Origin of the sequence: Collimonas sp. OK242, from assembly GCF_900107095.1 — a bacterium.
In the GTDB taxonomy this organism is placed as follows: domain Bacteria; phylum Pseudomonadota; class Gammaproteobacteria; order Burkholderiales; family Burkholderiaceae_D; genus Collimonas.
Map to the genome: position 1 here is coordinate 247,743 of NZ_FNOR01000007.1, position 21,614 is coordinate 269,356.

The 21,614-nt window shown below is 56.5% G+C and carries 22 protein-coding genes; 6 read left to right on the forward strand and 16 right to left on the reverse strand.

Annotated elements, in window-relative coordinates; genetic code table 11:
- Positions 1-31: 31 nt before the first annotated feature.
- The 6 genes from BLV81_RS09820 to rpmH form a co-directional block, all read right to left on the reverse strand.
- Positions 32-1,234 carry an EpsG family protein gene (locus BLV81_RS09820; RefSeq protein ID WP_092354934.1) on the reverse strand — a complete coding sequence of 401 codons (1,203 nt, stop codon included), beginning with the start codon at positions 1,232-1,234 and terminating at the stop codon, positions 32-34.
- Positions 1,235-1,354: 120 nt separating this feature from the next.
- A complete protein-coding gene (gene mnmE, locus BLV81_RS09825; RefSeq protein ID WP_092354937.1) occupies positions 1,355-2,752 on the reverse strand; it encodes a tRNA uridine-5-carboxymethylaminomethyl(34) synthesis GTPase MnmE in 1,398 nt (465 codons plus the stop codon).
- Positions 2,753-2,865: 113 nt separating this feature from the next.
- Positions 2,866-4,554, reverse strand: a complete 1,689-nt coding sequence (gene yidC, locus BLV81_RS09830) for a membrane protein insertase YidC (RefSeq protein WP_092354940.1) — start codon at positions 4,552-4,554, stop codon at positions 2,866-2,868.
- Positions 4,555-4,573: 19 nt separating this feature from the next.
- Positions 4,574-4,858 (reverse strand): membrane protein insertion efficiency factor YidD, encoded by a 285-nt coding sequence (gene yidD / locus BLV81_RS09835; protein WP_092354943.1) that lies wholly within the window; start codon positions 4,856-4,858, stop codon positions 4,574-4,576.
- A 105-nt stretch (positions 4,859-4,963) separates the two neighbouring features.
- A complete protein-coding gene (gene rnpA, locus BLV81_RS09840; RefSeq protein WP_092354946.1) occupies positions 4,964-5,380 on the reverse strand; it encodes a ribonuclease P protein component in 417 nt (138 codons plus the stop codon).
- Positions 5,381-5,411: 31 nt separating this feature from the next.
- On the reverse strand, positions 5,412-5,546 hold the full coding sequence (gene rpmH / locus BLV81_RS09845; RefSeq protein ID WP_061535510.1) for a 50S ribosomal protein L34: 135 nt from the start codon (positions 5,544-5,546) through the stop codon (positions 5,412-5,414).
- 598 nt (positions 5,547-6,144) lie between these two features.
- On the opposite strand from rpmH, the gene dnaA reads away from it, so the two are divergent.
- The 3 genes from dnaA to gyrB all read left to right on the forward strand — a co-directional run bounded on the left by dnaA (position 6,145) and on the right by gyrB (position 11,625).
- Positions 6,145-7,587 carry a chromosomal replication initiator protein DnaA gene (dnaA, locus tag BLV81_RS09850; RefSeq protein WP_092354949.1) on the forward strand — a complete coding sequence of 481 codons (1,443 nt, stop codon included), beginning with the start codon at positions 6,145-6,147 and terminating at the stop codon, positions 7,585-7,587.
- Positions 7,588-7,869: 282 nt separating this feature from the next.
- Positions 7,870-8,976 (forward strand): DNA polymerase III subunit beta, encoded by a 1,107-nt coding sequence (dnaN, locus tag BLV81_RS09855; protein ID WP_038483788.1) that lies wholly within the window; start codon positions 7,870-7,872, stop codon positions 8,974-8,976.
- Positions 8,977-9,141: 165 nt separating this feature from the next.
- Positions 9,142-11,625 carry a DNA topoisomerase (ATP-hydrolyzing) subunit B gene (gyrB, locus tag BLV81_RS09860; RefSeq protein WP_092354952.1) on the forward strand — a complete coding sequence of 828 codons (2,484 nt, stop codon included), beginning with the start codon at positions 9,142-9,144 and terminating at the stop codon, positions 11,623-11,625.
- A gap of 59 nt (positions 11,626-11,684) precedes the next feature.
- Here gyrB and BLV81_RS09865 read toward each other — a convergent pair whose 3' ends face one another.
- Together BLV81_RS09865 and BLV81_RS09870 are read right to left on the reverse strand one after the other, a co-directional pair.
- Positions 11,685-12,179 (reverse strand): GNAT family N-acetyltransferase, encoded by a 495-nt coding sequence (locus BLV81_RS09865; RefSeq protein ID WP_092354955.1) that lies wholly within the window; start codon positions 12,177-12,179, stop codon positions 11,685-11,687.
- Entirely contained in the window at positions 12,176-12,448 is a 273-nt protein-coding gene (locus BLV81_RS09870) for a type II toxin-antitoxin system TacA family antitoxin (RefSeq protein ID WP_092354958.1), read from the reverse strand. The genes BLV81_RS09865 and BLV81_RS09870 overlap by 4 nt, the downstream gene beginning before the upstream one ends.
- A gap of 198 nt (positions 12,449-12,646) precedes the next feature.
- Between BLV81_RS09870 and BLV81_RS09875 the strand changes: the two genes are divergently transcribed.
- Positions 12,647-13,171, forward strand: coding sequence for an antitoxin Xre/MbcA/ParS toxin-binding domain-containing protein (locus BLV81_RS09875; RefSeq protein WP_092354961.1), 525 nt, complete (start codon positions 12,647-12,649; stop codon positions 13,169-13,171).
- A complete protein-coding gene (locus BLV81_RS09880; RefSeq protein WP_255365091.1) occupies positions 13,168-13,644 on the forward strand; it encodes an RES family NAD+ phosphorylase in 477 nt (158 codons plus the stop codon). The genes BLV81_RS09875 and BLV81_RS09880 overlap by 4 nt, the downstream gene beginning before the upstream one ends.
- 66 nt (positions 13,645-13,710) lie before the next feature.
- Here the strand turns inward: BLV81_RS09880 and BLV81_RS09885 are convergent, their stop codons facing one another.
- The 8 genes from BLV81_RS09885 to BLV81_RS09920 form a co-directional block, all read right to left on the reverse strand.
- On the reverse strand, positions 13,711-14,958 hold the full coding sequence (locus BLV81_RS09885) for a type II toxin-antitoxin system HipA family toxin (protein WP_092354967.1): 1,248 nt from the start codon (positions 14,956-14,958) through the stop codon (positions 13,711-13,713).
- The gene (locus BLV81_RS09890) at positions 14,958-15,446 is read right to left on the reverse strand and encodes a helix-turn-helix domain-containing protein (RefSeq protein ID WP_369823851.1); all 489 of its coding nucleotides are present in this window, start codon (positions 15,444-15,446) and stop codon (positions 14,958-14,960) included. The genes BLV81_RS09885 and BLV81_RS09890 overlap by 1 nt, the downstream gene beginning before the upstream one ends.
- A gap of 197 nt (positions 15,447-15,643) precedes the next feature.
- Positions 15,644-16,198 (reverse strand): GNAT family N-acetyltransferase, encoded by a 555-nt coding sequence (locus BLV81_RS09895; RefSeq protein ID WP_092354970.1) that lies wholly within the window; start codon positions 16,196-16,198, stop codon positions 15,644-15,646.
- A complete protein-coding gene (locus BLV81_RS09900; protein WP_092354973.1) occupies positions 16,195-16,962 on the reverse strand; it encodes a cupin-like domain-containing protein in 768 nt (255 codons plus the stop codon). Before BLV81_RS09900 ends, BLV81_RS09895 begins: the two co-directional genes overlap by 4 nt.
- Complete coding sequence (locus BLV81_RS09905; RefSeq protein WP_092354976.1) at positions 16,959-17,948, reverse strand: hypothetical protein; 990 nt, start codon at positions 17,946-17,948, stop codon at positions 16,959-16,961. Before BLV81_RS09905 ends, BLV81_RS09900 begins: the two co-directional genes overlap by 4 nt.
- Positions 17,945-19,090 (reverse strand): JmjC domain-containing protein, encoded by a 1,146-nt coding sequence (locus tag BLV81_RS09910; protein ID WP_092354979.1) that lies wholly within the window; start codon positions 19,088-19,090, stop codon positions 17,945-17,947. The genes BLV81_RS09905 and BLV81_RS09910 overlap by 4 nt, the downstream gene beginning before the upstream one ends.
- The gene (locus BLV81_RS09915) at positions 19,087-20,016 is read right to left on the reverse strand and encodes an arginase family protein (RefSeq protein WP_092354982.1); all 930 of its coding nucleotides are present in this window, start codon (positions 20,014-20,016) and stop codon (positions 19,087-19,089) included. Before BLV81_RS09915 ends, BLV81_RS09910 begins: the two co-directional genes overlap by 4 nt.
- Before the next feature lie 3 nt (positions 20,017-20,019).
- Entirely contained in the window at positions 20,020-20,214 is a 195-nt protein-coding gene (locus BLV81_RS09920; RefSeq protein WP_092354985.1) for a hypothetical protein, read from the reverse strand.
- A 564-nt stretch (positions 20,215-20,778) separates the two neighbouring features.
- Between BLV81_RS09920 and BLV81_RS09925 the strand changes: the two genes are divergently transcribed.
- Positions 20,779-21,165 (forward strand): hypothetical protein, encoded by a 387-nt coding sequence (locus BLV81_RS09925; protein ID WP_092354988.1) that lies wholly within the window; start codon positions 20,779-20,781, stop codon positions 21,163-21,165.
- The last annotated feature ends 449 nt before the right edge of the window (positions 21,166-21,614 follow it).

The window sequence follows — 21,614 nt, forward strand, 5'->3', positions numbered from 1 at the left end:
GAAAAAAAGCGGAACTGTATGGGCGGAACAATCATTTGCTCAGGATATCCAACCTGCACTTTACTAAAGCGCACTCCCTTTCGCTAGCCATTAAATTGTAGTCCTCCAGTCTTTTTCGCCCGTCGCCCTGGTCATTCGTATATATAAAACGCATATTCGATTGATACGGAAAATACGGAAGTGCCGCCTCATTAAGCAAAGGTTTAACTAATGCCACGATGCTCAGTGCGAAAATCGCCGCCAGCTGGACCGCTCTATGCAATGGCCTTATTGTTTCCCATGTTTTGTATAACAAGATTGCCTGGGCAATTACTACAAAGTAGTGGGCCCGGACCCAGAGCACCGGGAATTGCCAGAAAACCGCTTCCAAAATGATTGTTAAAAGGATCGAAAGCATCAACGATTTTTCTAATCGAGAGCTGATATTTGCAATTTTTGAAAAATACAAAAAACTAAAAATGTTAATTAACAAATATATTGTTGTCCCTATACTTTTGGGAGATGGTCCAAGGCTGAAATAGTGTTGGAATTTTTCTGCCACGAATCTGAAGTGGGCATGCTCGGCGGCGAATCCGAGCATATCAAACACGCTAATTCCCGAAAGATAAAACGCTACTAACGCTAATAAAATCGGGATCTCGAATGCAATAATCTTCTTGTAAACTTTGGTGAGAAATATCGGCAGGAACATCAGCACTGAAGACTGGAAGCCAATTGCGATAAAGAAGAGAGCAAGCGCTGACGAATGCTTTGACTTATCGAGCCGGATTAGTGAAAGCATTAAGAACGACAAGGCAATTGATTGTCGGATAAGTGCCATCTGAGCCAATAAATATACCCAGCAAAAATAGATGGCAAAGACAAAAATAACGCTCGCTCTACAGTGCCTTACGAAAATATAGAACGCGATTCCATTGAAAAGCGCAACAATCAAATAAAGCGCTTGCATCGTGCCGCCAAATGTCTTTATTGTTGAAAGCAAAATGACGAATAAAGGCTCCATTGGCTTGACGGCATCTGGCAAATGCGTAAAGGACAAATGTAAAAGCGAGGGCGCGGCTGTAAGCGCTTGCTCGTAAGCTATCCAATCATATCCCGTCTCCCACCGAAAACCCGCGAGCATCACAAAAGCAATGATGACAGCGGCGACCAGTAATTGATGCAGATCTTTGCGATGCTCAGCGATAAGAACAAAAGCCCAAAAAATAAGCGCAAGAGATAAATAAAAGATCAAAATTTCACCAGGCTCCCAGAATCGAAGCGATATTGAGTCGGATTGTGTTCTATAGTGGATCAATTTTCGATGTAATTGTCCAGCTAAGTGGGGCAGCTTCAGATGGAAATCAACGGATGTTTATTTTCCGATACAAAACCGCGAAAAAATCACCCCCAGCAAATCGTCCGGCGTAAATGCCCCGGTAATGCTGCTGAGCCTGTCCTGCGCCAGCCGCAACTCTTCCGCAAACAAATCAAGCGACTGATCGTTGACGCGGTTGTCGAGCGAGGCGTGCTGATCGGCAATCTCCAGGTGATCGCGCGCCGCCTTGAGCGCAATCAGATGCCGTTCACGGGCCAGGTAACGCGATTCGCCGGTTTGCTGCCAGCCGGCGATGCGCAGCAGTTCCGCGCGCAGCAGGTCGATGCCGAGGTGGTCGGTGGCCGACAGGTAGATATGGGTGGCGTCGTTCATCACATCGACTGCGGGCCGGTGGCCGGACTGGTCGATCTTGTTCCAGATGCGGATGATAGGCGCGCTGCTCGGGAAGCGGGCGACGATTTTTTCATCCGCCAGCGATGGGCCGTGATTGGCGTCCAGCATGTGCAGGATCACGTCGGCGCTGGCCACCGCGGCCCAGGTGCGCTCGATGCCTATCCTTTCCACTTCGTCATTGGCGTCTTCGGCATCGCGGATGCCGGCGGTGTCGATGATGTTGAGCGGGATGCCTTCCAGCTGGATGGTTTCGGTCACCTTGTCGCGCGTGGTGCCGGCGATCGGTGTAACGATGGCGACATCGGATCCGGCCAGCACGTTCAGCAGGGATGATTTGCCGACATTCGGCTGGCCCGCCAGCACGATGTTCAAGCCGTCGCGCAGCAAAGCGCCTTGCGCGGCCTGGCTGAACACGTTGTCCAGCGTACTGCGGATAGCCGCCAGCTGGCCGCGCGCATCGGATTTCTCCAGGAAGTCGATTTCCTCTTCCGGAAAATCCAGCGTCGCTTCAACCAGCATGCGCAGATTGGTGACCTGCTCCACCAGCGCGTGGATCACCTTGGAAAACGCACCGGACAGCGATTCCGAAGCCGATTTGGCAGCCGCCTCGGTGGACGCTTCAATCAAATCGGCCACCGCTTCAGCCTGGGCCAGATCCAGCTTGTCGTTGATAAACGCACGCTGCGTGAATTCGCCCGGCTCCGCCATCCGCAGTCCGATATCCTGGCCAGCCGCCAGACAGCGGCTCAGCAGCATCTGCAACACCACCGGGCCGCCATGGCCCTGCAGCTCCAGCACGTCCTCGCCGGTGTAGGAATGCGGCGCCTTGAAATAGATCGCCAGGCCCTGGTCGATGACGCTGCCGTCGGCATTCTTGAAAGGCAGATAAGTGGCGTGACGCGGGATCAGCTTGCTTTCCGGGACGCCGCAAACGGCTTCGATCACGGAGCCCAGCTGCTTGCCGGAAATACGGACTACGCCGATGCCGCCGCGCCCGGGTGCGGTGGCAATTGCGGCGATGGGAGAGGAATCGAAAGACATGGAATTATTCTACGAGGGTTGTTGGACAATAGAAACAACGACAAGCAAATGGGCAGAAAAAAACCCGTGAATTTTTGATTCACGGGCTTTTTTACGACAATCAGTATTACTGATTAAGCCTTGGCCGGACCTGCACCGATCTTGCGGGTAATCACCCACTGCTGCGCAATAGACAGCACGTTGTTGGTGACCCAGTACAGCACCAGGCCGGACGGGAAGAAGAAGAACATGACAGAGAAAATCAGCGGCATGAACATCATCACCTTGGCTTGCATCGGATCCGGCGGCGTCGGGTTCAATTTGGTCTGGATGAACATCGAAATCGCCATCACCACCGGCAAGATGTAGAACGGATCCGGTGCGGCCAGATCGTGGATCCAGCCCAGCCACGGCGCGTTACGGATTTCCACGCTGGCCAGCAACACCCAGTATAGCGAGATGAACACCGGAATCTGCACCACGATCGGCAGGCAGCCGCCGAGCGGGTTGATCTTCTCGGTCTTGTACAGCTCCATCATGGCCTGGTTCATCTTTTGCGGTTCGGATTTGAAACGCTCGCGTATCGACGTCATCTTCGGCGTGACCAGCTTCATCTTGGCCATGCTGCGATAGCTGGCGGCCGACAATGGGAAGAACGCCAGCTTGATCAGCACGGTTAGCGCGATGATGGTCCAGCCCCAGTTGCCGAGGACTTTGTGGATCTGCGTCATCAGCCAGAAAATCGGCTTGGCGATGATGGTCAGCCAGCCGTAATCCTTGACCAGTTCCAGGCCAGGCGTGATCGCTTCCAGGTCAGCCTGCACTTCCGGACCGGAATACAGGCGCGCATCCATGGTCACGCTGGCGCCCGGTGCAATGGTGCCCAGCGGCAGGATGTTACCGACTGCATACAGGTTGCTAGCGATCTTCTTGGTGAAGATTTCGCGCGGCGCCTTGTCTTGCGGAATGAAGGCCGAGACAAAGTAATGCTGGATCAGTGCAAACCAGCCGTCGTCAGACTTGGTGGCATGGTCGGCCTTGCCGCTTTCGATCTTGTCGAAGGCAAATTTCTGAAACTTGCTGGCCTCGGTATACACCGAAGCGCCGGTGAAGGTGTGCACAAAACGCTGTTCGCCTTCAGGCGCATTGCCGTCACGCACCAGTTGCAAATACAGCGAAGGCGAGACTGGCGCACCGCTGTTGTTGGTGACCGTGTGCTTGATGTCGATCGAATAATCGCCGCGTTTGAAGGTGTAGGTCTTGCTCAGCTTGACGCCGCCTTCGGTCGATTCCAGCACCAGTTGCACCTGGTTGCCGTTGTCCAGAGTGCGAACACCCGGCAAGGCCGTGAATGGCGACTTGTGGTTAGGGAAAGGACCGCCGATCAGGCCGCTTTCAGCCAGATAGGTACGGATAGCGCTGGAATCGAACAACACCAGGTTCTTGGTCGGATCGACCGTGTCCTTGTGGTGCAGCAGTTCCAGGCGCTTCAGTTCACCGCCAACGGTATCGATGTCGGCTTTGACGACATCGGTAGTGATGGTGATGATTTCGCCCTTGGCTTCCGCCGCAGTGCCAGGCACGGCGCTAGCCGATGCACCGGCAGTTGCGCCGGCGACAGCGGCAGCTTGCGGCACCGCGGTGCTGGCGCCGGCTGACGCAGCAGCGCTGGCGGAGCCGGCAGGACCGGTGGCGGCAGGCACAGTCTGGTTGGCGCTCGGGAAGAACAATGACGGCTGGCCGTTATGGCGCTGCCATTGATCCCAAAGGAACAATAGCGAAACCGAAAATACAACCCACAGGACGGTACGTTTGATATCCATAAGAGTATTTATCTATGATTCAGGAATGGCCGCAACCACACGATCGGGTAACCGATGCGGGTTTGGTTGCAGAGGGGGATGTGGATGACTGGAGCGGCGGAACCGGATCGAGTCCGCCCGCATGCCACGGATGGCATTTGCACAGGCGACGTCCGGCCAGCATGCTGCCCTTCAGGGCGCCATGCGTGCGGATAGCTTCGGCTGCGTAATCGGAGCAGCTGGGATAAAAACGGCAATTCTGTCCCAGAAACGGGCTGATGCCCAGTTTGTAGAGGCGCAACAGGAACAGTAGAGGCATTTTCATGACAGCTTTTTCCTTCTTCTTCCGGCCTGGACTATGGGCCAGGGCTATCTATAGCCAGGCTGGAACAATACAAGCCCTGAAACACAAGGATACAAGGCTGCACCGCTAAGGCGTGCCAGCCGCCAGACGTTGCGACGCGAACAGTTGTTTCAGTTCGCCATGCAGCTCTCGCTTCAAGCGCGCAGTCGTAGCCGGGCCTGCTTTGGTGTTTACCGGTTTGGATAAACGCACAACGCAGTCGATCGGCGGCAATGGCGTCAGACGAAACAACTCACGCGTAACCCGTTTGACCGTGTTACGCGTCACAGCACGTGGTGCCAGCCGTTTTGCCGCCACCACGCCCAGGCGGGCATGCGGCAGTGCATTAAGGCGGGTATACAACACGAAATGCGCCGTTCTAAAGACAGGGCGCAAACGAAAAACGGATGAAAACTCATCCGTTTTAACGATGCGCCGGTCGCGTGAAAAGTCTTGGACGCAGTTCTCGCAGCTGTCTAAACGGACGTCTGGATTCTCTGTCACGCAAGCAACGCTTTAAGCGTCAGGCTTGAGATTAAGCTGCCAGACGCTTGCGGCCTTTAGCGCGACGTGCATTGAGCACAGCGCGGCCACCGCGGGTTGCCATACGGGCGCGGAAGCCGTGAGTACGCTTACGGCGCACGACGGAAGGTTGGTAAGTACGTTTCATGTTGGTCTCGCTAATCAGCAAAAATAAATCGGATCTTCACACTCAGAGCGCTGGGTTTTTACCCTTTCGCCATTGGATCTGAGCCTGGTCGCCACGGTATCGAACAACGAAATCGGGACAAGTACAGAGAGCAGTCAACGCGCAAACCGGCAATTCAGCGGACAGTGAACCTTGAATTAGAACCCATTTTCTGCTTGTTTGTCAATCACTTAGCGGTCTTTTGCACACAGGCTTTTTAGTTTGATCGCCAGCAATAATTGGCCGTGCCTGTGGATAACTTGCGCCGGCAAGGGTAGAATAGCGGCTTATGTGTGGCACGCCCGCCAGTTATGCATTGCTCAGTAGTACGGAATTCATTACTGAATCCAGCGTGCAATAAAAATAGCGGGGGGTTGTTGGATTTAGGTAATCGAAGCGAAAAAATAGCTGGGCGAGGCCAGATTTTGCCGTGATCGAAGCGTCAATAGCGGGCTATTGACCGAGAGCGCGGTGAAATATGGACCGGTCAGCTATTTTTGCAGCCGATTATCCTAAGTCCAACAACCCCCTCAGCCAGGGCGTAGAACCTCATCCCGCACACCTTCACATAGAACGATTCATGGAAAATTTCTGGCAGAGCTGCTCTACCCAGTTGGAGCAGGAATTGACGCCTCAACAATTTAGCGCGTGGATAAAACCACTGGCGCCACTCGATTACGAGGACGGACGATTGCGCATAGCTGCGCCGAATCGCTTTAAGCTGGATTGGGTCAAAACGCAGTTCGCAAGCCGCATCACGACTCTGGCGCACCAATATTGGGAGGCGCCGATCGAAGTAGTATTCGTGCTCGATCCACGCAAGTCGGCGGCGGCGCCGGCCAGCTCCAGCATGCCGGTCGCCATCAGTAACGGTCATCATAATAATAGCGAGCAGTCGAGCGGCCAGTCGTCCGCTGCCGGCGGCGGCAGTTATGGCAACAGCAACTTCGATCGCCTGCCGGAAGTGCAGACCGAGAACAGCGCCGTCAGCGCCAGGCGCGATCAGTCGCGCATCAATACCGCCCTCAGTTTCGACAGTTTCGTGACCGGTAAAGCCAACCAGCTGGCACGGGCGGCAGCCATCCAGGTAGCGAATAATCCCGGCATTTCCTACAATCCGCTGTTCTTGTATGGCGGCGTCGGGCTCGGTAAAACCCATCTGATCCACGCCATCGGCAACCAGCTGCTGGCCGATAATCCGAACGCCAAGATTCGCTATATCCACGCAGAACAGTACGTTCGCGACGTAGTGACTGCTTACCAACGCAAGGGTTTTGACGATTTCAAACGGTATTACCACTCGCTAGATTTGCTGCTGATCGACGATATCCAGTTCTTCGGCGGCAAGAGCCGCACCCAGGAAGAATTCTTCTACGCCTTCGAAGCATTGATCGCGGCCAAGAAGCAAATCATCATCACCAGCGATACCTATCCGAAAGAAATCACCGGCATGGATGACCGCCTGATTTCGCGTTTCGACTCCGGCCTGACGGTGGCCATCGAGCCGCCGGAACTGGAAATGCGGGTAGCGATCCTGCTCAAAAAAGCGGCATCGGAAGGCGTCACCTTCTCCGATGACGTCGCGTTTTTTGTTGCCAAACATTTACGTTCCAACGTCCGTGAGCTGGAAGGCGCACTGCGCAAGATTCTTGCTTACTCACGTTTCCACGGCAAAGACATCAGCATCGATGTTGTCAAGGATGCATTGAAAGATCTGCTGTCGGTACAGAACCGCCAGATCTCCGTCGAGAACATCCAGAAAACCGTGGCCGACTTTTTCAACATCAAAGTTGCCGATATGTACTCGAAAAAGCGGCCGGCCAATATCGCCCGTCCGCGCCAGATCGCGATGTATCTGGCCAAAGAATTAACCCAGAAGAGTTTGCCGGAAATCGGCGAATTGTTCGGTGGCCGCGATCACACCACGGTGCTGCACGCCGTCCGCAAGATCGCCGGCGACCGCACCAAGAATCCAGAGTGCAACCATGAATTGCACGTGCTGGAACAAACGCTGAAGGGCTGATTTCAAGGTCGCCTTATCGACCGCCCGGGTTGCCTGCAACCCTGTGGATAAGTTTGGATAAGGCAATGTTGAAAATGGCGGGAAAGTGTGGTTTTTTTGCCGCTGCGCCAAAATAAAGTTGTTCGGCGGAAACTGTAAAAAAACCTGAAACCTGCGCAGATTTACCCGCTTTATGAGTCGTTGGCAGTCGAATTAAGTTACATTTATAGACTGCTTGGAAGTATTCAGCAAAGCATGCCAGCAAGCGGCAATATTTGATTTTTAAATAACAAGGATATAGCTATGCAATTGGTCAAAACCAACCGAGATACCCTTCTCCGGCCACTGCAGATCGTGAGCGGTATTGTCGAGCGTCGGCACACATTGCCGATTCTGGCCAATATCCTCATTCGCAAAGACGGCGAAAAGGTCTCTTTCCTGTCGACCGACATCGAAGTGCAAATCACCACCAACGCCAAGGTCGGCAGCGGTAGCGAAGTTGCGGCGACGACTGTTGCAGCGCGTAAGCTGCTCGATATTCTGCGCGCCCTGCCGGACACCGGCGAAGTCTCGCTGACCCTCAGCAATAAACGCATGACCGTGCAATCGGGCAAATCCCGTTTTGCGCTGCAAACGCTGGCCGCCGAAGAGTTTCCGACAGTAGCCCAGGCCGATCATTACAACGCCACCGTCACCCTGCCGCAAAAGACCCTCAAGCATTTGTTCAACATGGTCCATTTCTCGATGGCCCAGCAAGACATCCGCTATTACCTGAACGGTCTGTTGCTGGTGCTCGACGGCAAGAACGTGATAGCCGTCGCCACCGATGGCCACCGCCTGGCGTTTTGCCAGGTCGCCACCGAGCAGGAATTTGCGCGCCAGGAAGTCATCATCCCGCGCAAGACCATCATCGAACTGCAGCGCCTGCTGGAAGAAACGGACGAGCCGGTCCAGCTCGAAATCGCCAACAACCAGGTCAAGCTGTCGTTCGCCGATATCGAACTGATCTCCAAGCTGGTAGAAGGCAAGTTCCCCGACTACACCCGCGTGGTGCCCAAGGGCTACAAGAACGACTTCACCATCAGCCGCGACCAGCTGCTGCGCTCCCTGCAACGCGCCGCCATCATGACCAGCGACAAGTTCAAGGGCGTGCGCTGGGTAGTTACGCCAGGCAGCCTCAAAATCAGCTCCACCAACGCCGACCAGGAAGAAGCGATTGAAGAACTCGAAATCGATTACGGCGGCGATAGCGTCGACATCGGCTTCAACGTCACCTACCTGCTCGACGTGCTCAACAACCTGAAAGGCGACAACGTCAACATCGCCCTCGGCGACGCCAATTCCTCCGCACTGATCACCGTGCCGGAAAACGCCGATTTCAAGTACGTAGTCATGCCGATGCGAATCTAGCTAATTGCGGGACAGCCGTAGGGTGGGCAAGCTTTTTTGGCCCACCCTACGGTATCCGGCATAGCGCGTGGGCACGGGTGCCCACCCTACGACCCTATTTGCTTGCAAAAGTAGCATCCAGCCCCAATATATGTAGTTCCGAAGTAAGCTTTTCAGAAGGTAGCCATGTCATCAGCCCCTCAAGACAACACCAATCAGCCGCAACCCAATGCATACGGCGCGTCCTCGATCCAGATTCTCGAAGGCCTCGAAGCGGTGCGCAAACGCCCCGGGATGTACATCGGCGACACCTCTGACGGCACCGGCCTGCACCACCTGGTATTCGAAGTGCTGGACAACTCCATCGATGAATCGCTGGCCGGCCACTGCACCGAAATCCACGTCACCATCCATGCCGACAATTCGATCTCGATCACCGACAACGGCCGCGGCGTGCCGACCGGCATCAAGTTCGACGACAAGCACGAACCGAAGCGCAGCGCAGCCGAAATCGTCATGACCGAGCTGCACGCCGGCGGCAAGTTCGACCAGAACTCCTACAAGGTATCCGGCGGCTTGCACGGTGTGGGCGTGTCTTGCGTTAACGGCCTGTCCAAACTGCTCAAGCTGACCATCCGCCGCGACGGCAAAGTGCATTACATGGAATTCGTGCGCGGCGTACCGCAAAATCGCGAAACCGAAATGCAGGAAGGCGTGCTGGTCTCCCCGATCAAAGTCATCGGCGACACCGACAAGCGCGGCACTGAAGTCCACTTCTGGGCCGACGAAGAGATTTTCACGCACGTCGAATTCCACTACGAAATCCTGGCCAAGCGCATCCGCGAACTGTCCTTCCTCAACAACGGCGTGCACATCAAGCTGACCGACCAGCGCACCGGCAAGGAAGAAAACTTCGCCTTCGAAGGCGGCACCCGCGGTTTCGTCGAATACATCAACAAAGCCAAAACCGTCCTGCACCCGACCATTTTCCAGGCCACCGGCGAAAAGGACGGTGTCTCGGTCGACGTCTCCATGCAATGGAACGACGCCTACAACGAACAAGTACTCTGCTTCACCAACAACATCCCGCAACGCGACGGCGGCACCCACCTCACCGGCCTGCGCGCCGCCATGACCCGGGTGCTCAACAAGTACATCGAAGAACATGATTTCGCCAAGAAAGCCAAGGTAGAAACCAGCGGCGACGACATGCGCGAAGGCCTCACCTGCGTCTTGTCCGTCAAAGTGCCGGAGCCGAAATTCAGCTCGCAAACCAAAGACAAGCTGGTTTCCAGCGAAGTCCGTCTGCCGGTGGAAGAAATCGTCGCCAAGACGCTCAACGACTACCTGCAAGAACGCCCGAACGACGCCAAGATCATCTGCGGCAAGATCGTCGAAGCCGCCCGCGCCCGCGACGCCGCCCGCAAAGCGCGCGAACTGACGCGCCGCAAAGGCGTGATGGACGGCCTCGGCCTGTCGTCGAAGCTGGCCGATTGCCAGGAAAAAGATCCCGCCCTGTGCGAACTCTACATCGTCGAGGGTGACTCAGCCGGCGGCTCCGCCAAGCAAGGCCGCGACCGCAAGTTCCAGGCCATCCTGCCGTTGCGCGGTAAAGTGCTCAACGTCGAAAAAGCCCGCTTCGAAAAAATGCTGTCGTCGGAACAGATCACTACCCTGATCGCCACCCTCGGCACCAGCATCGGCGCCGATGAATTCAACGCCGACAAGCTACGCTACCACCGCATCATCATCATGACCGATGCGGACGTCGACGGCGCCCACATCCGCACCCTGCTGCTGACCCTGTTCTACCGCCAGATGCCGCAACTGGTGGAACGCGGCCATATCTACATCGCCCAGCCGCCGCTGTACAAGGTCAAGCACGGCAAGGACGAGCGCTACCTGAAAGACGACGCCGAAGAAGTCAGCTACATGATGCAGGTTGCGCTGAACGACGCCGCCCTGGTGCCAAGCGAAGGCGCGCTGCCGATCAGCGGCCCGGCCCTGGCCGAATTGGTGCGTCAGTACAATATGGCGAACTCCATCATCACCCGCTTGACGCGCGCGATCGACGGCGCTGCGCTTACCTCCATCATGACCGGCGTCACGCTCAAGCTGGATACGCTGGCAGATGCAGAAGCATCCGCCCAGGCACTGCAAGCATCGATCAACGAGCCATCGGTGCAAGTCATCGTCAAATCCGACGAGCTGTCCGACAAGCACGCGCTGCGCATCCACCGCCGCTACCACGGCAACATCAAAGCCAGCGCGATCGACAGCGATTTCGTCGCCAGCCCTGACTACACGGTGTTGGTCAACGCTGCAGAAACCTTCAAGGGTTTGATCGGTCCTGGCGCGATGATACGCCGCGGCGCCGGTGAAAAGGTCAAAGAATCAGCCATCATCGATTTCCATCAAGCCATGGCCTGGCTGCGCGACGAAGCAGAACGCGGCGTCAGCAAGCAGCGCTATAAAGGTCTGGGCGAGATGAATCCATCGCAATTGTGGGAAACCACGATGGATCCGACCGTGCGCCGCTTGTTGAAGGTGCAGATTGAGGATGCTATTGCTGCGGATCAGATCTTCATGACCTTGATGGGGGATGATGTTGAGCCGCGTCGGGCGTTTATCGAGTTGAATGCGCTGCAGGCGGGGAATATTGACGTCTGATTTGTAAAGTGCCGGTTCTCGTCCTTGGCGAAACCGGTATGCTCCGATCGATGAACCCATCAGGCCTTCACGGTATTCAAGCGCAGCATCAGCGTCATTGGATGCTGCGGCGATTCTTGAAAACCATAGTGCCCGTAGAATTCCTTGGCGCGATCGTGAAGCGCATGCACCAGCAACGCTCGGACACCGGCGTTCTGAGAAACCATCACAGCCCGGTTGACCGCGTCTTGCAATAGGGATGCGCCAAGTTTGATGCCTTGGGCGCGACGGTCAACCGCGAGCCGAGCTAGAACCATCACCGGTATTGGATCTGGCATGTTACGGCGCACCGAGCTGGCTGCCGTCTGGTGCGAGACCGCGCCCGCAGCCATGGCGTAGTAGCCGTAAACACGGCCGTCATGATCCGTCACTACAAACGTGCGGCTGGCACCGCTCATTTGGTTGCTCATTGCGCGGCGCTTGAGCCACTCGTCGAGAACGGTCTCGCCGCACTCAAATCCATCCAGAAGGTGGGTGGCCGCGAGCGGCTGAGGTGCGTTGAGTTGCAAGCTCATGCCTCGGCAGCGACCCAAGGAGCCGTCACGGCCATGAGACGCTCAAGCCCTGGATTGTGACTGGGTGGGGCGTCGAGCATTGCAGTGAACTGCTGGAATTTGTCGGTATTCAAGCTGAAAAAAACCTGATCAAGCACCACTGCCTGTGCTTTGTCGCAGGCGGCCTCAAGCATGAAGTCCGAACGGTTCTTGCCCAGCAGGGTTGCAGCGTGATCAATCAAGTCTCGCTGCTCGGGCAAAGCCCGCAGATTGATGGCGGCGTCACGCATGAAATTCCCCTCTCGATGCATACACAATAGATATACGAAATATAGTCAGATGTGTAGCCGTTGTCAATACACACCTTGTCTTGTCCAGCGCCTATCGTCCCGAGATCGGAGCATACCGATCAGGCAGCGGCGATGAAGAATCTGGCCCTTGGCTTTAATGCTCATTTGATCTAATATTATTGCTCAAGGGAGCACATCATGACAATTTCAACTGAGAAACGCCCTCAAGCCAAAAAAGCACTTCGGGCAACAGCGTTTGCACCAAAACAAGCAGCTGAGTCTAGCCTGATGTCGCTGACTGACTTTCGTAACGTGTACGGCTCTACCCCGGCTTTTCGTGTGAGGTTGATACGGCAAGGTGTGCGGGCGGTTGAGGTAAAAGACATGGTGCGCATGATGGATACTCCCCAGGACAGGGTTTTCAAGTTCCTGAGGCTGTCAACGGCCACCGTCAATCGCAAGGCGAGCAGGGATGAGGAGCTTTCCGCGGAAGACAGCGAGCGTGTGGTCGGCATGTCCAATTTGATCGGCCAGGTGCAGACAATGGTAGAGCAATCCGGCAACCCGGAAGGATTTGATGCCGCAAAATGGCTTGCGCACTGGCTGGAAGAACCGATTCCCGCCTTGGGCGGTGAATGTCCTGCGAGTTACATGGACACCATGGAAGGTCAAAAACTGGTTTCCAATCTTCTGGCCACGATGCAAAGCGGAGCCTACGCTTGAGCAAAGTGGTGTGGCGCATTGCTGCCGACACGCCTGACTATACCGCTGACGACCTGACTGGCGCCGGTGCCAAGGTCACCGGCGGGCGCTGGAATCGCCCCGGAACTGCTTTACTTTACTGTGCAGAAAACATTGCTCTGGCTTGCCTGGAAACATTTGTCCATGTGAAATCAGCCGGGCTGCCTTTAAATCGTTACCTGGTGCGCATCGAGATCCCTGACGCTGCATGGAAAGCGGCCGTACAGGTAACGGCGACAAGCGCGCCAGTCGGATGGGATGCCCTCCCAACAGGCAAGGTAAGTCTTGACGCTGGCGATGCCTGGGCTGCCAGTGGTGTTTCTGCCTTGCTGCTGGTGCCGTCTGTCATTGTTCCAGAGGAACAAAACGTCCTGATTAATCCCTTGCATGCAGATGCCAAAGGCATCACGGCAAGCAAACTTCGGAAATGGCTTTATGACCCAAGAATGGGTTAAGGTCATCACTAATAGAACGCGCCGCGATATCGAGCCTGACTTAGACGTTTGTTATTGGCCTTCGCCCTACTCCAGCTCCGTTATAAAAAGATCTTCCATCTCTTCAACATCCGCAATGGAGATGTGCAACGCCTTGGCACGGGCTCTCCACGTGGCCACCACAGCTAACACCTCCTCGATGACCTCTATCGCATCCGGCTCGTTTAAATCGTAGTACGGCGCCGTCTCCAACAGAGTTTCCAGCGACGGTCCATGCAAACCCTCGTCTATACCCAACACATGCTCAGGCTTTTTCACCGACGGATTCATGTCGTATGCCTTCGAAAGCCGCCATCCTGAAAGCGTGCGCATGAATCCATGATTGCGTAAGTGGTCGTCGCGATTGGCTACTGCGATGTTAAAGGCCACCCTCCTGAACAACTGCTTCAGGTCCTCGGCGATATGGGCGGGACTTCCCTGTTCCGCGATGAATTGGGCAAGGTCGATATAGGTCGCCTCTTCCTTGTCTGTCTTGTTCAGGAGAGTCATTGCGGAGGTAAAGAATTTCCTTTCTCCGTTTTCCCGGTCGAATCGCTGAACCATGAAAGTGTGATATTCATGGCCCACTCGCTCGATACGCGACTTAGGCACCGCTATCCCGCAGGCAGCCGCCATGTCATGCACCAGCTTTTCCCATAACGCCACGTCCCTGTCGTCTTCAACTGACGGAAATTTCGCAATCCAAAGTTCATTTGCCTCTGACAGGTTCGCTTTTGGCCGAGCGCCACCCAGTGACGCACCTGGAGCGACGAGAATTTTGAGCCATTGCTTCAGCTTCGGCATGTCGTCGAATTTTTTTCGCGACAGCTCCAACGCAACAGCCTGCAGCTCGGCCAAGCTCGTCATCGGCGGGGCCGCGAGCAGTTCGCGCGCCAGGAAGATGTCCTCATCTTCAGCGCTAAATCGTAGCGCACCCATCCGCGTATGGTCCTGCACTCCGCAAAGAAATTCCCACGCCCCAAGCGTCACCTTCGTCCGGCCGGCTTCTTTCGCCTCGATAGTTTCCCGGCGCTGCATCAGAACCTGCCCCCATCTGTCCGGGCACGAATCCATGAACACGCCGAAATTCGAGTTTGCAGGGAAGAAGTCGTTCGCATCAAGCGTCAGGGCCGGGTCGAGCTTGAACGCTACCGGATTTTTAAGCCATGCGTCGGTGTACGTGAAGCGGACACCGCCGTGCCCGACTTTATGAAGATTTCCAATTTGCTGAAGCGGCCCAAACGCCGGGTCATCGAGCCAGACTTTCAAGCGAGGTTGCGGTTTCTTCGTAGCCATCACTCGCCTTTTTTATCGTCGCCAAGAGGGGAGATTGCGGTAGTCGGATCGAGCTCGCTTGCGCCATCCGACAGGGCTGCAGCATCTTCTTTCATTTGAGCGGCGGTTCTCCTTGGAGCCCGCTGCCGCTGTGGAAGCTCTGCATCTTGCAGGCGACGGCCGAGGACGTCGTCGCTCGCTACCGAGTTCATATCCTTGTCCAGTCCGAGGACGACCAGGACTTGAAAATAATTGCCCATCGTGACAGAGGCAGCTCCCGACTCGATTTTCGTCAGTGTTTGTCGAGTGATTCCGGCGCGCGCCGCGACCGTCTCCGCAGAAAATCGGCGTCGCAGGCGAGCATCTTTCATGCGTCTACCCAAGGCCAGCAAGGCTCGGGCTGAGCTTGGATACAGGATTGTGGCTGGTTTCGGCATAATGTAATCTATTTTGTACAAAAAACTTGAGTTTTGTTCTTTATAGCATACGTTATGTGCCACTAGCAGCATTATATTGAGTATAGACAGAACAAGCAGAGAGAGTAAATAACGTATCTTATTTTATACAAAAACAGTAATATTTGTATGAAATGGTATGCGTTATCTTATTTTTGAGTGTGACGATTGTAGTGGCAATGAGCTGTCCGAGTCCACGTATTCGGAAGTGAAGAAGAAACTTTCGCTAGACCCTTATCTTCGCCAGCTCTTTAGAGCCCATGGCGGACATACTCGATGTCGTCAACAACAACGCCGCGCACCGTGTCGTTGCCAGGCAATATGCGTTTCCGCAAGAACCCCGCGCGCTCCAGCACACGGGTCGATGCTTCGTTTCCGAAGGTGACCGTCGCCACCTGCTCCACGATTCCTTCGCGCGACAAATGTGCCGCTAATGCCCGAACTGCCTCGGTTGCGTATCCCTGTCCCCAGAACGGCGGAAAAAACAAGTACCCGATGTTGGTCGCGACATTGGCCGAATTGATTTCCGCGTCCATCTTGCCCACCCATGCACCGTCCGATCTACGCCGGACCGCCCAGTTGAGATAGACATCCTCGTGGTCGGCAAGCAATCGAGCTGCGGCGCGAGTCCAGGCATCCTCAAGTGCCGCCACGCTTGCCGGAGGGACGGATGAGATCCAGGTGTAGATTGCCGGATCTTGCATGGACAAGAACAGAAGCTGTGCATGCTGCGGGCCAATAGGTTCAAGGCATAGGCGCCTACTCTCGATCGCCACGTTAAGTGCGGTGACGTGTGCAGGATTCATGGCATGCTGCCGCTTTTCTGAGCAAGGATTTCAGTCCAGGTACGGATCCAGACGTCCCGGCGCGGGGAGTCGCTGAACCGGGCTTCAGCCAGCGCGGCTTCGGCATCCGCGAAACAACAGAAATTGCCCGAGATTGCCAATGTCGAAGTTTGATTCTGTACCTGGTGCCACCAATCCGGGGGGAGATAAATGAGGTCGCCAGCCGTCAGAAACGCCTCGTAGATCTCGCAGTCCGCAACAACCTCGGATGGCGAGACGTCGATGTCGGGCGCGCACAGGCGCCAGATTTTCTCCCCGCGCAACTGCGCGAGCCAGGTGTGGGTGGAGAAGATGTCCTGGTGCCATGCCGTAGATGTCCCCGCCGGTCCGGCATAGAGCGAGATCCACTCGGCAAAGGGGCCGCCTCGACGCAGCGGAAACGTGGCGTCGGCCGCAAGGGTCTCGCAACGGCTGTCGCCGAAGCTCGGTTTTATGTAAAAGTCCGTGAGATATATCGATCCGTGCGACGAACTGAACATGTCGGGAGCGGCGAGGTAGTCGATAAAACTCTCGACCGGAATTCGCCCCAAGCGGCCGTCCTCGAAACGGACCATGGGACGAAGTCCTGCCAGCGTCGTTCGCAGGTGCATATCGGTCCATCTGGAAAATGCTCCCATCCTGCGCGCCGCACCGGCGACGACCACCGGCCTGCCCTTCATGAAGAAGTCCTCGTAGAATTCATCCTGATCGGCGATGCATGCGAGTTTTGTATTGTGCGTAGTCATGGCAGGCTGGCAGTGCAACCGAGAACGGCGTCAATGGCGGGCGGGAGGATCTCCTCGATCAGGGTCCCGCCCGCCAGATAGGATTCCAGCGGCTCGGCACGAACCGCTTCGAGCTCGTGCTCAAGCCCCAGACAGGAATAAAAATTGTTCTGGGTATGGCCTCGGAATTCGTAGTCGACGTGAAACCCGATCGAAGTCAGGTGCTCGGCATCTGTTGGATCCATCGACGGCAAGCCCGCATAAGCGGCAAGCTGCTCCGCAAGACCTGGCAACCCGGCGACGGCTGTGGGACGAAGCAGAGCAACCAGATGCGCATTCAGCAGCATTGTGAGCATCTGGGCCGGCGCCTCAAGCGCTAATCGTCCGAGGCGCCCGACTGCGCCAGGGAAGCCATGGTCAAGCCGCTGATTGTCGAGCGGGTTGGCATAGGCGTTGAGCGCCAGGAACAATCTCGTCGAGCGCTGCCCTTCGACCATGGCGAGCAGCGCCACGTATTGCTCGAAGGCCATGGCGAAGGCCTCGCTGCCAAGCACCACTTCCACCAGCCGCCGCCCTTGCGGGATGCCTTCCTGTGCGCATGCCGTCTCGTAGAAGATCGCGTGAGCCCCCTCATGAAACGAATAACTTGCAACGCAGATATCCCTGAATAGCGAGTCAGGCATGCTAAGGTCCGGCCGATCGGCCAGCACCTGCTCGGCCGCAAGCGCAGTTCGGCGGAAAGGGATGGTCCGTGTCCGGAAGATTTCCGTCAGTTCGAGGATGGGAAACATGGCGTGGATGCCGGCGATCTGAGAGGCAGGCATAAAGATGTAGCCGAAGTCCTTCAACGCGCGCCGCATGTGCGCAAGCGGAGGTAATCGATTGAGGAGAGCGCCATCGCCCAATGTGTCGGGCAGCTGGAGTTCATGGTGCTCGCGCAGGTGGATGGACATCAAGGCAGCGAGGCGGAACTCGGGCCCGCTGCCCAGCTCGTCGTTGATGCTCACGCCACACGCTCCACGAGGCCAAGGTGAATCAGTTGCTGAACATAGGTGTCGGCCAATTCGGGATCGATCAAGGGCAAGTCATGTGCGAGATCGCGGGAAGAAAATGCACTTCGGCCAGACGCCCATCCGAGCATGGCCACAGGCATTTCGTCGAGCGAAAAGGTACGGGCCGCGCCTGCCCCGCGCAGGACAATGCAGGTTGGGCCCACCGGTTCGGCGGTGAGCCCGGGGCGGAGCCGGAACCTCGCTTCGGTGTTACGCCAATCGGGAGACTCAATCGCGTCCACAAGGCAACGAAGTGCGCCTGCGGCCACGCGTTTATCTTGCTCAATATCTTGAAACTGGGCGCCGAAGCGCGCCGCGCGCAGCATAGGAATGCCTTGGAGAGTGCCGCGGATCTCCTCGGCAATAATCCCCGCCAGGCTCTCCGTGCGCTCGATGGCAAAACCGATCGCGTAGCTTCCAGTCCTGGTGTGCGTCTCGTGAAGGACTCCTGGAGGCAGGAACACAACGGTTCCGGGCTCAGCCATGAACGTAACGCCGCCCTCTATCGCATCAGGCAGGGGTTTGGTAAGCAGCCGAGCCAGCTCAGGTTCGGGCGTTCGGCCCAGGAACATCCCGGTGGGTGGAAAACGCACTGCCTCATGGCGGGCGAGGCGCCACGTCTTGCTTCCCTCAAGCTGGCAATTGAAGGTGAAGCTGGAGTCGAAATGGGCTCGTCCGTGACCAGAGCCGCGGGCGCAGAATGCCTCCACGTTCACTCTCCCTGCCCCGATATCGAGGTCGCGTTCGAGTGCGCGACAGAGCGGCCTGAGCCCGGGCACGAACCGTTCGACCCCCTCTAATACAATCGTGCAGCCGGCATCGTACAAGGCTCGCAGCTGTTCGCGAACGGGAAATATCTCATATGCAGGACCGTCGGCCGGCGACCAGGCGCGCGCGGTCCGAGAGGCGCCGTCCCATGCGTCCAGCACTGCCGATGCGGATCGGAGCGTTGGCAGCTCCGCGAAAGCCGCAAGGCGCTGAACGCTTCCGTGCACCACGATCGGCGCTTCAAGTGGAGCAGTCGACGCAAGTTCGGATGCCTCAGCGCCAAGCAAGGTCTGGACACCGAAGTCCTCATTGCTTCCGCCTGTGCTCATGCGGGCTCCTCGGAAAGGTAGCGAACAATGTGCGCGAGTCCGTGAAGGATGAAGCGTCCGGTCAGGCAGTTGGCCGGATCGAGTGCCGGGCTGTACTCGGTCCAGTCAGCGCCCGCCCCCCGCAGGCCCTTTTCACGGAAAATCGCTAGCACTTCCCCAAGTGCAGAGAGCGTCAGTCCTCCCGGCTCCGGATACTGGACGGCGGGAGCCACCGACGGATCGAACGCGTCGGTGTCGACCGTCAGGTACACATCCACTCCAGGAAGCAACGCGTCCCTAAGATCGGAAAGCTTAACGCAGGCCACGCCTTCAGGCATGGGCGGAACTCCCCAAGAGAGCCCGCGAATCCCGATTTGCAATACTTTCTCGGCCAATTCCTCCGCTACGATGTAGGAAACGAAAGTCGCATGAGTCGGACGCTCGCCGCGCTCGATGACGTCAAAGTCGTGGTGTGCATCGAGTTGGACGATTTGCACGCGCCGGCCGGCCCGGGCGAGCCCGCGCAGCACCGGCAGGGTGACCAGGTGATCGCCTCCAAGCACCAGCGGCCGCTTGCCTTCACGCGCCACCAACGAGATCGCGTGAGTAACGAACTCAAGGTAATCGTCATCCGACTGATTCGGCCGATATTTCAGGTCGCCAAGATCGCTGATAACCGAGCCCGGAAAAATAATCTCGCGTCGTGCGAGGTCATAGATCGCACCTTGCTTCACACGCAGCACCTCTGGCGCCGATAGCCGGCGCACGGCTTGCGGCGCCGCAGCACAACCCGCATGCTCCGGCGCGGTGCCGCGATCATACGGCAGCCCGATCACCACCACATGTCCGCCCGCGCCTTGCTCACAGCCAAATAACGTAGGATAGTCTTTGGAAACAGGGCGCTCCTCATGCTGCCTGGACGGAGAGGAAGTGCCGCCTTCGAGCATCAACTACTTCCGTTCTATGCCTGCGGGCTGGCCCTTGGGGCGTATCATTACCGTGACGTTACGCAGGTCGTCAGCGTTGAGGAGTTCAATCAGATCATCCAGGTTAGCCGGAGCTTTGTGTACCTTCTCGCTCTGGACGATGTTCTTCAACTTTGCGACCGCAGCCTCACGATCAAGATCCTTCTTTGCGATGCTCATGCTTATCCTCCTTCATGGAGTGGTGTTGAGGGAATCCGAGCGTCCGCTTCTGATCCAGGCTGTGTAAAAAACGTAGAAAAAAGTTGGCCGAAAAGTCGCCCCATCAAAACATGCAAACGCTATCCAGTCTCAGGATGAATTTATACTAGTCTATTTTTTCCGTATGGCAACTAATCTTTTGGTCTTGATGGTGTCTTTGCTTGCGAAATTGCCCCATCTTGCTGATCCAGCCGCCGCTATCAGGCAAAGGCCGCTGCTCGCTCATAAGACCTCTCGAAAACCAGTGTGCATAGATCAACATGGATCTGTTTTAAGCCAGGATGAAGGCGCAAAGGCATGCTGATCAAGAGCACTGGGGGCACGTCGATCTGGATCAGCCGGCTCTATGGCCTCAGAGCGTAGATAGCGGGGTGGCGCTGAGTGCGCGACCGGCTCGTTTCGGCGCTTCATGTACATAGTTGTAACCGTGTGTAATGTGCGTCAACAATCCCTGTGCCGCCCTCGTTAATTGCTCAGGTCCTCAGGAATTACCCGGGGTAATCAAGATAACGTAAAGGTGCACAAATGAACAAATTAATCGCTACTCTGATCGCTGGCTTGTTTGCTACTTCTGTTTTCGCCCAAGGCACTGCACCAGCTGCTCCAGCCGCACCGGCAGCAGCGCCTGTCGCAGCCACTGCTGCCGCTACCCCGGCAGTCAAGACTGATGCAAAGACGGAAGCAAAGGCCGCTGGCACTGAAGCCAAGGCCAAGACCGCGACAGGCAAGACGCACCACAAGGCTGTCAAAGCCAAGTCGAAAGCCGTAGTCAAATCGGAAGCAAAAGAGCCTGCCGCAAAAGAAAAGGCAGAAGCGCCGGCGGCCAAGGTAGATGTCAAGGCGCCTGTCGCCAAGGCAAAAGCCGAAGCGCCTGTCGCCAAGACCGATGTGAAAGAAGCTGCACCTAAGTAATCAGCATCACGCCGTGAACGCCACGGCTGCAACAAGATGGTGGCCATGCATGCGGGGAATGACGCATCCATGGCCACTATTCCTTTCTATAGCGACGGATGCTGGCGCCGGCAGTGACTGCGGCGTTCACGGCGCCAGCGATGTGCCCGATACATCCCGGCAAACTTCCAGCCGGGCGCGCGCCGCCGAAGCGGGGCCATGTCTTGCAATGACACATTTCATGTTCCAGCGCGAACGAATTATGTCCAGGCCGCGTACTCAAACGGACGCAGACCATAGCGCGCCAGTACGCCCTCGTGCAGCCGCCTGAGCTCTTCGACGATCAGTGCCTGCACGTTGGGCTGCTCGGCTCTGGAACACGCTCCGTCACCGAATGCTGAATGTTGTTCAGTAAGTCAGTGCTGGATGACATCGCAGTGTTGGCGCCGTTTGAGAGAGTTGTGGCGCAG

What these genes read in the sequence shown, in the direction of transcription:
- BLV81_RS09920 (WP_092354985.1), bottom strand. Translation starts at nt 20,214, where the DNA reads ATGAGCATCGCAAAGAAGGATCTTGATCGTGAGGCTGCGGTCGCAAAG.
- BLV81_RS09875 (WP_092354961.1), top strand. Translation starts at nt 12,647, where the DNA reads ATGACAATTTCAACTGAGAAACGCCCTCAAGCCAAAAAAGCACTTCGG.
- BLV81_RS09895 (WP_092354970.1), bottom strand. Translation starts at nt 16,198, where the DNA reads ATGAATCCTGCACACGTCACCGCACTTAACGTGGCGATCGAGAGTAGG.
- BLV81_RS09865 (WP_092354955.1), bottom strand. Translation starts at nt 12,179, where the DNA reads ATGAGCTTGCAACTCAACGCACCTCAGCCGCTCGCGGCCACCCACCTT.
- BLV81_RS09870 (WP_092354958.1), bottom strand. Translation starts at nt 12,448, where the DNA reads ATGCGTGACGCCGCCATCAATCTGCGGGCTTTGCCCGAGCAGCGAGAC.
- gyrB (WP_092354952.1), top strand. Translation starts at nt 9,142, where the DNA reads ATGTCATCAGCCCCTCAAGACAACACCAATCAGCCGCAACCCAATGCA.
- dnaA (WP_092354949.1), top strand. Translation starts at nt 6,145, where the DNA reads ATGGAAAATTTCTGGCAGAGCTGCTCTACCCAGTTGGAGCAGGAATTG.
- BLV81_RS09885 (WP_092354967.1), bottom strand. Translation starts at nt 14,958, where the DNA reads ATGGCTACGAAGAAACCGCAACCTCGCTTGAAAGTCTGGCTCGATGAC.
- mnmE (WP_092354937.1), bottom strand. Translation starts at nt 2,752, where the DNA reads ATGTCTTTCGATTCCTCTCCCATCGCCGCAATTGCCACCGCACCCGGG.
- dnaN (WP_038483788.1), top strand. Translation starts at nt 7,870, where the DNA reads ATGCAATTGGTCAAAACCAACCGAGATACCCTTCTCCGGCCACTGCAG.
- yidD (WP_092354943.1), bottom strand. Translation starts at nt 4,858, where the DNA reads ATGAAAATGCCTCTACTGTTCCTGTTGCGCCTCTACAAACTGGGCATC.
- BLV81_RS09900 (WP_092354973.1), bottom strand. Translation starts at nt 16,962, where the DNA reads ATGACTACGCACAATACAAAACTCGCATGCATCGCCGATCAGGATGAA.
- BLV81_RS09890 (WP_369823851.1), bottom strand. Translation starts at nt 15,446, where the DNA reads ATGCTGCTAGTGGCACATAACGTATGCTATAAAGAACAAAACTCAAGT.
- BLV81_RS09925 (WP_092354988.1), top strand. Translation starts at nt 20,779, where the DNA reads ATGAACAAATTAATCGCTACTCTGATCGCTGGCTTGTTTGCTACTTCT.
- BLV81_RS09910 (WP_092354979.1), bottom strand. Translation starts at nt 19,090, where the DNA reads ATGAGCACAGGCGGAAGCAATGAGGACTTCGGTGTCCAGACCTTGCTT.
- rpmH (WP_061535510.1), bottom strand. Translation starts at nt 5,546, where the DNA reads ATGAAACGTACTTACCAACCTTCCGTCGTGCGCCGTAAGCGTACTCAC.
- yidC (WP_092354940.1), bottom strand. Translation starts at nt 4,554, where the DNA reads ATGGATATCAAACGTACCGTCCTGTGGGTTGTATTTTCGGTTTCGCTA.
- BLV81_RS09915 (WP_092354982.1), bottom strand. Translation starts at nt 20,016, where the DNA reads ATGCTCGAAGGCGGCACTTCCTCTCCGTCCAGGCAGCATGAGGAGCGC.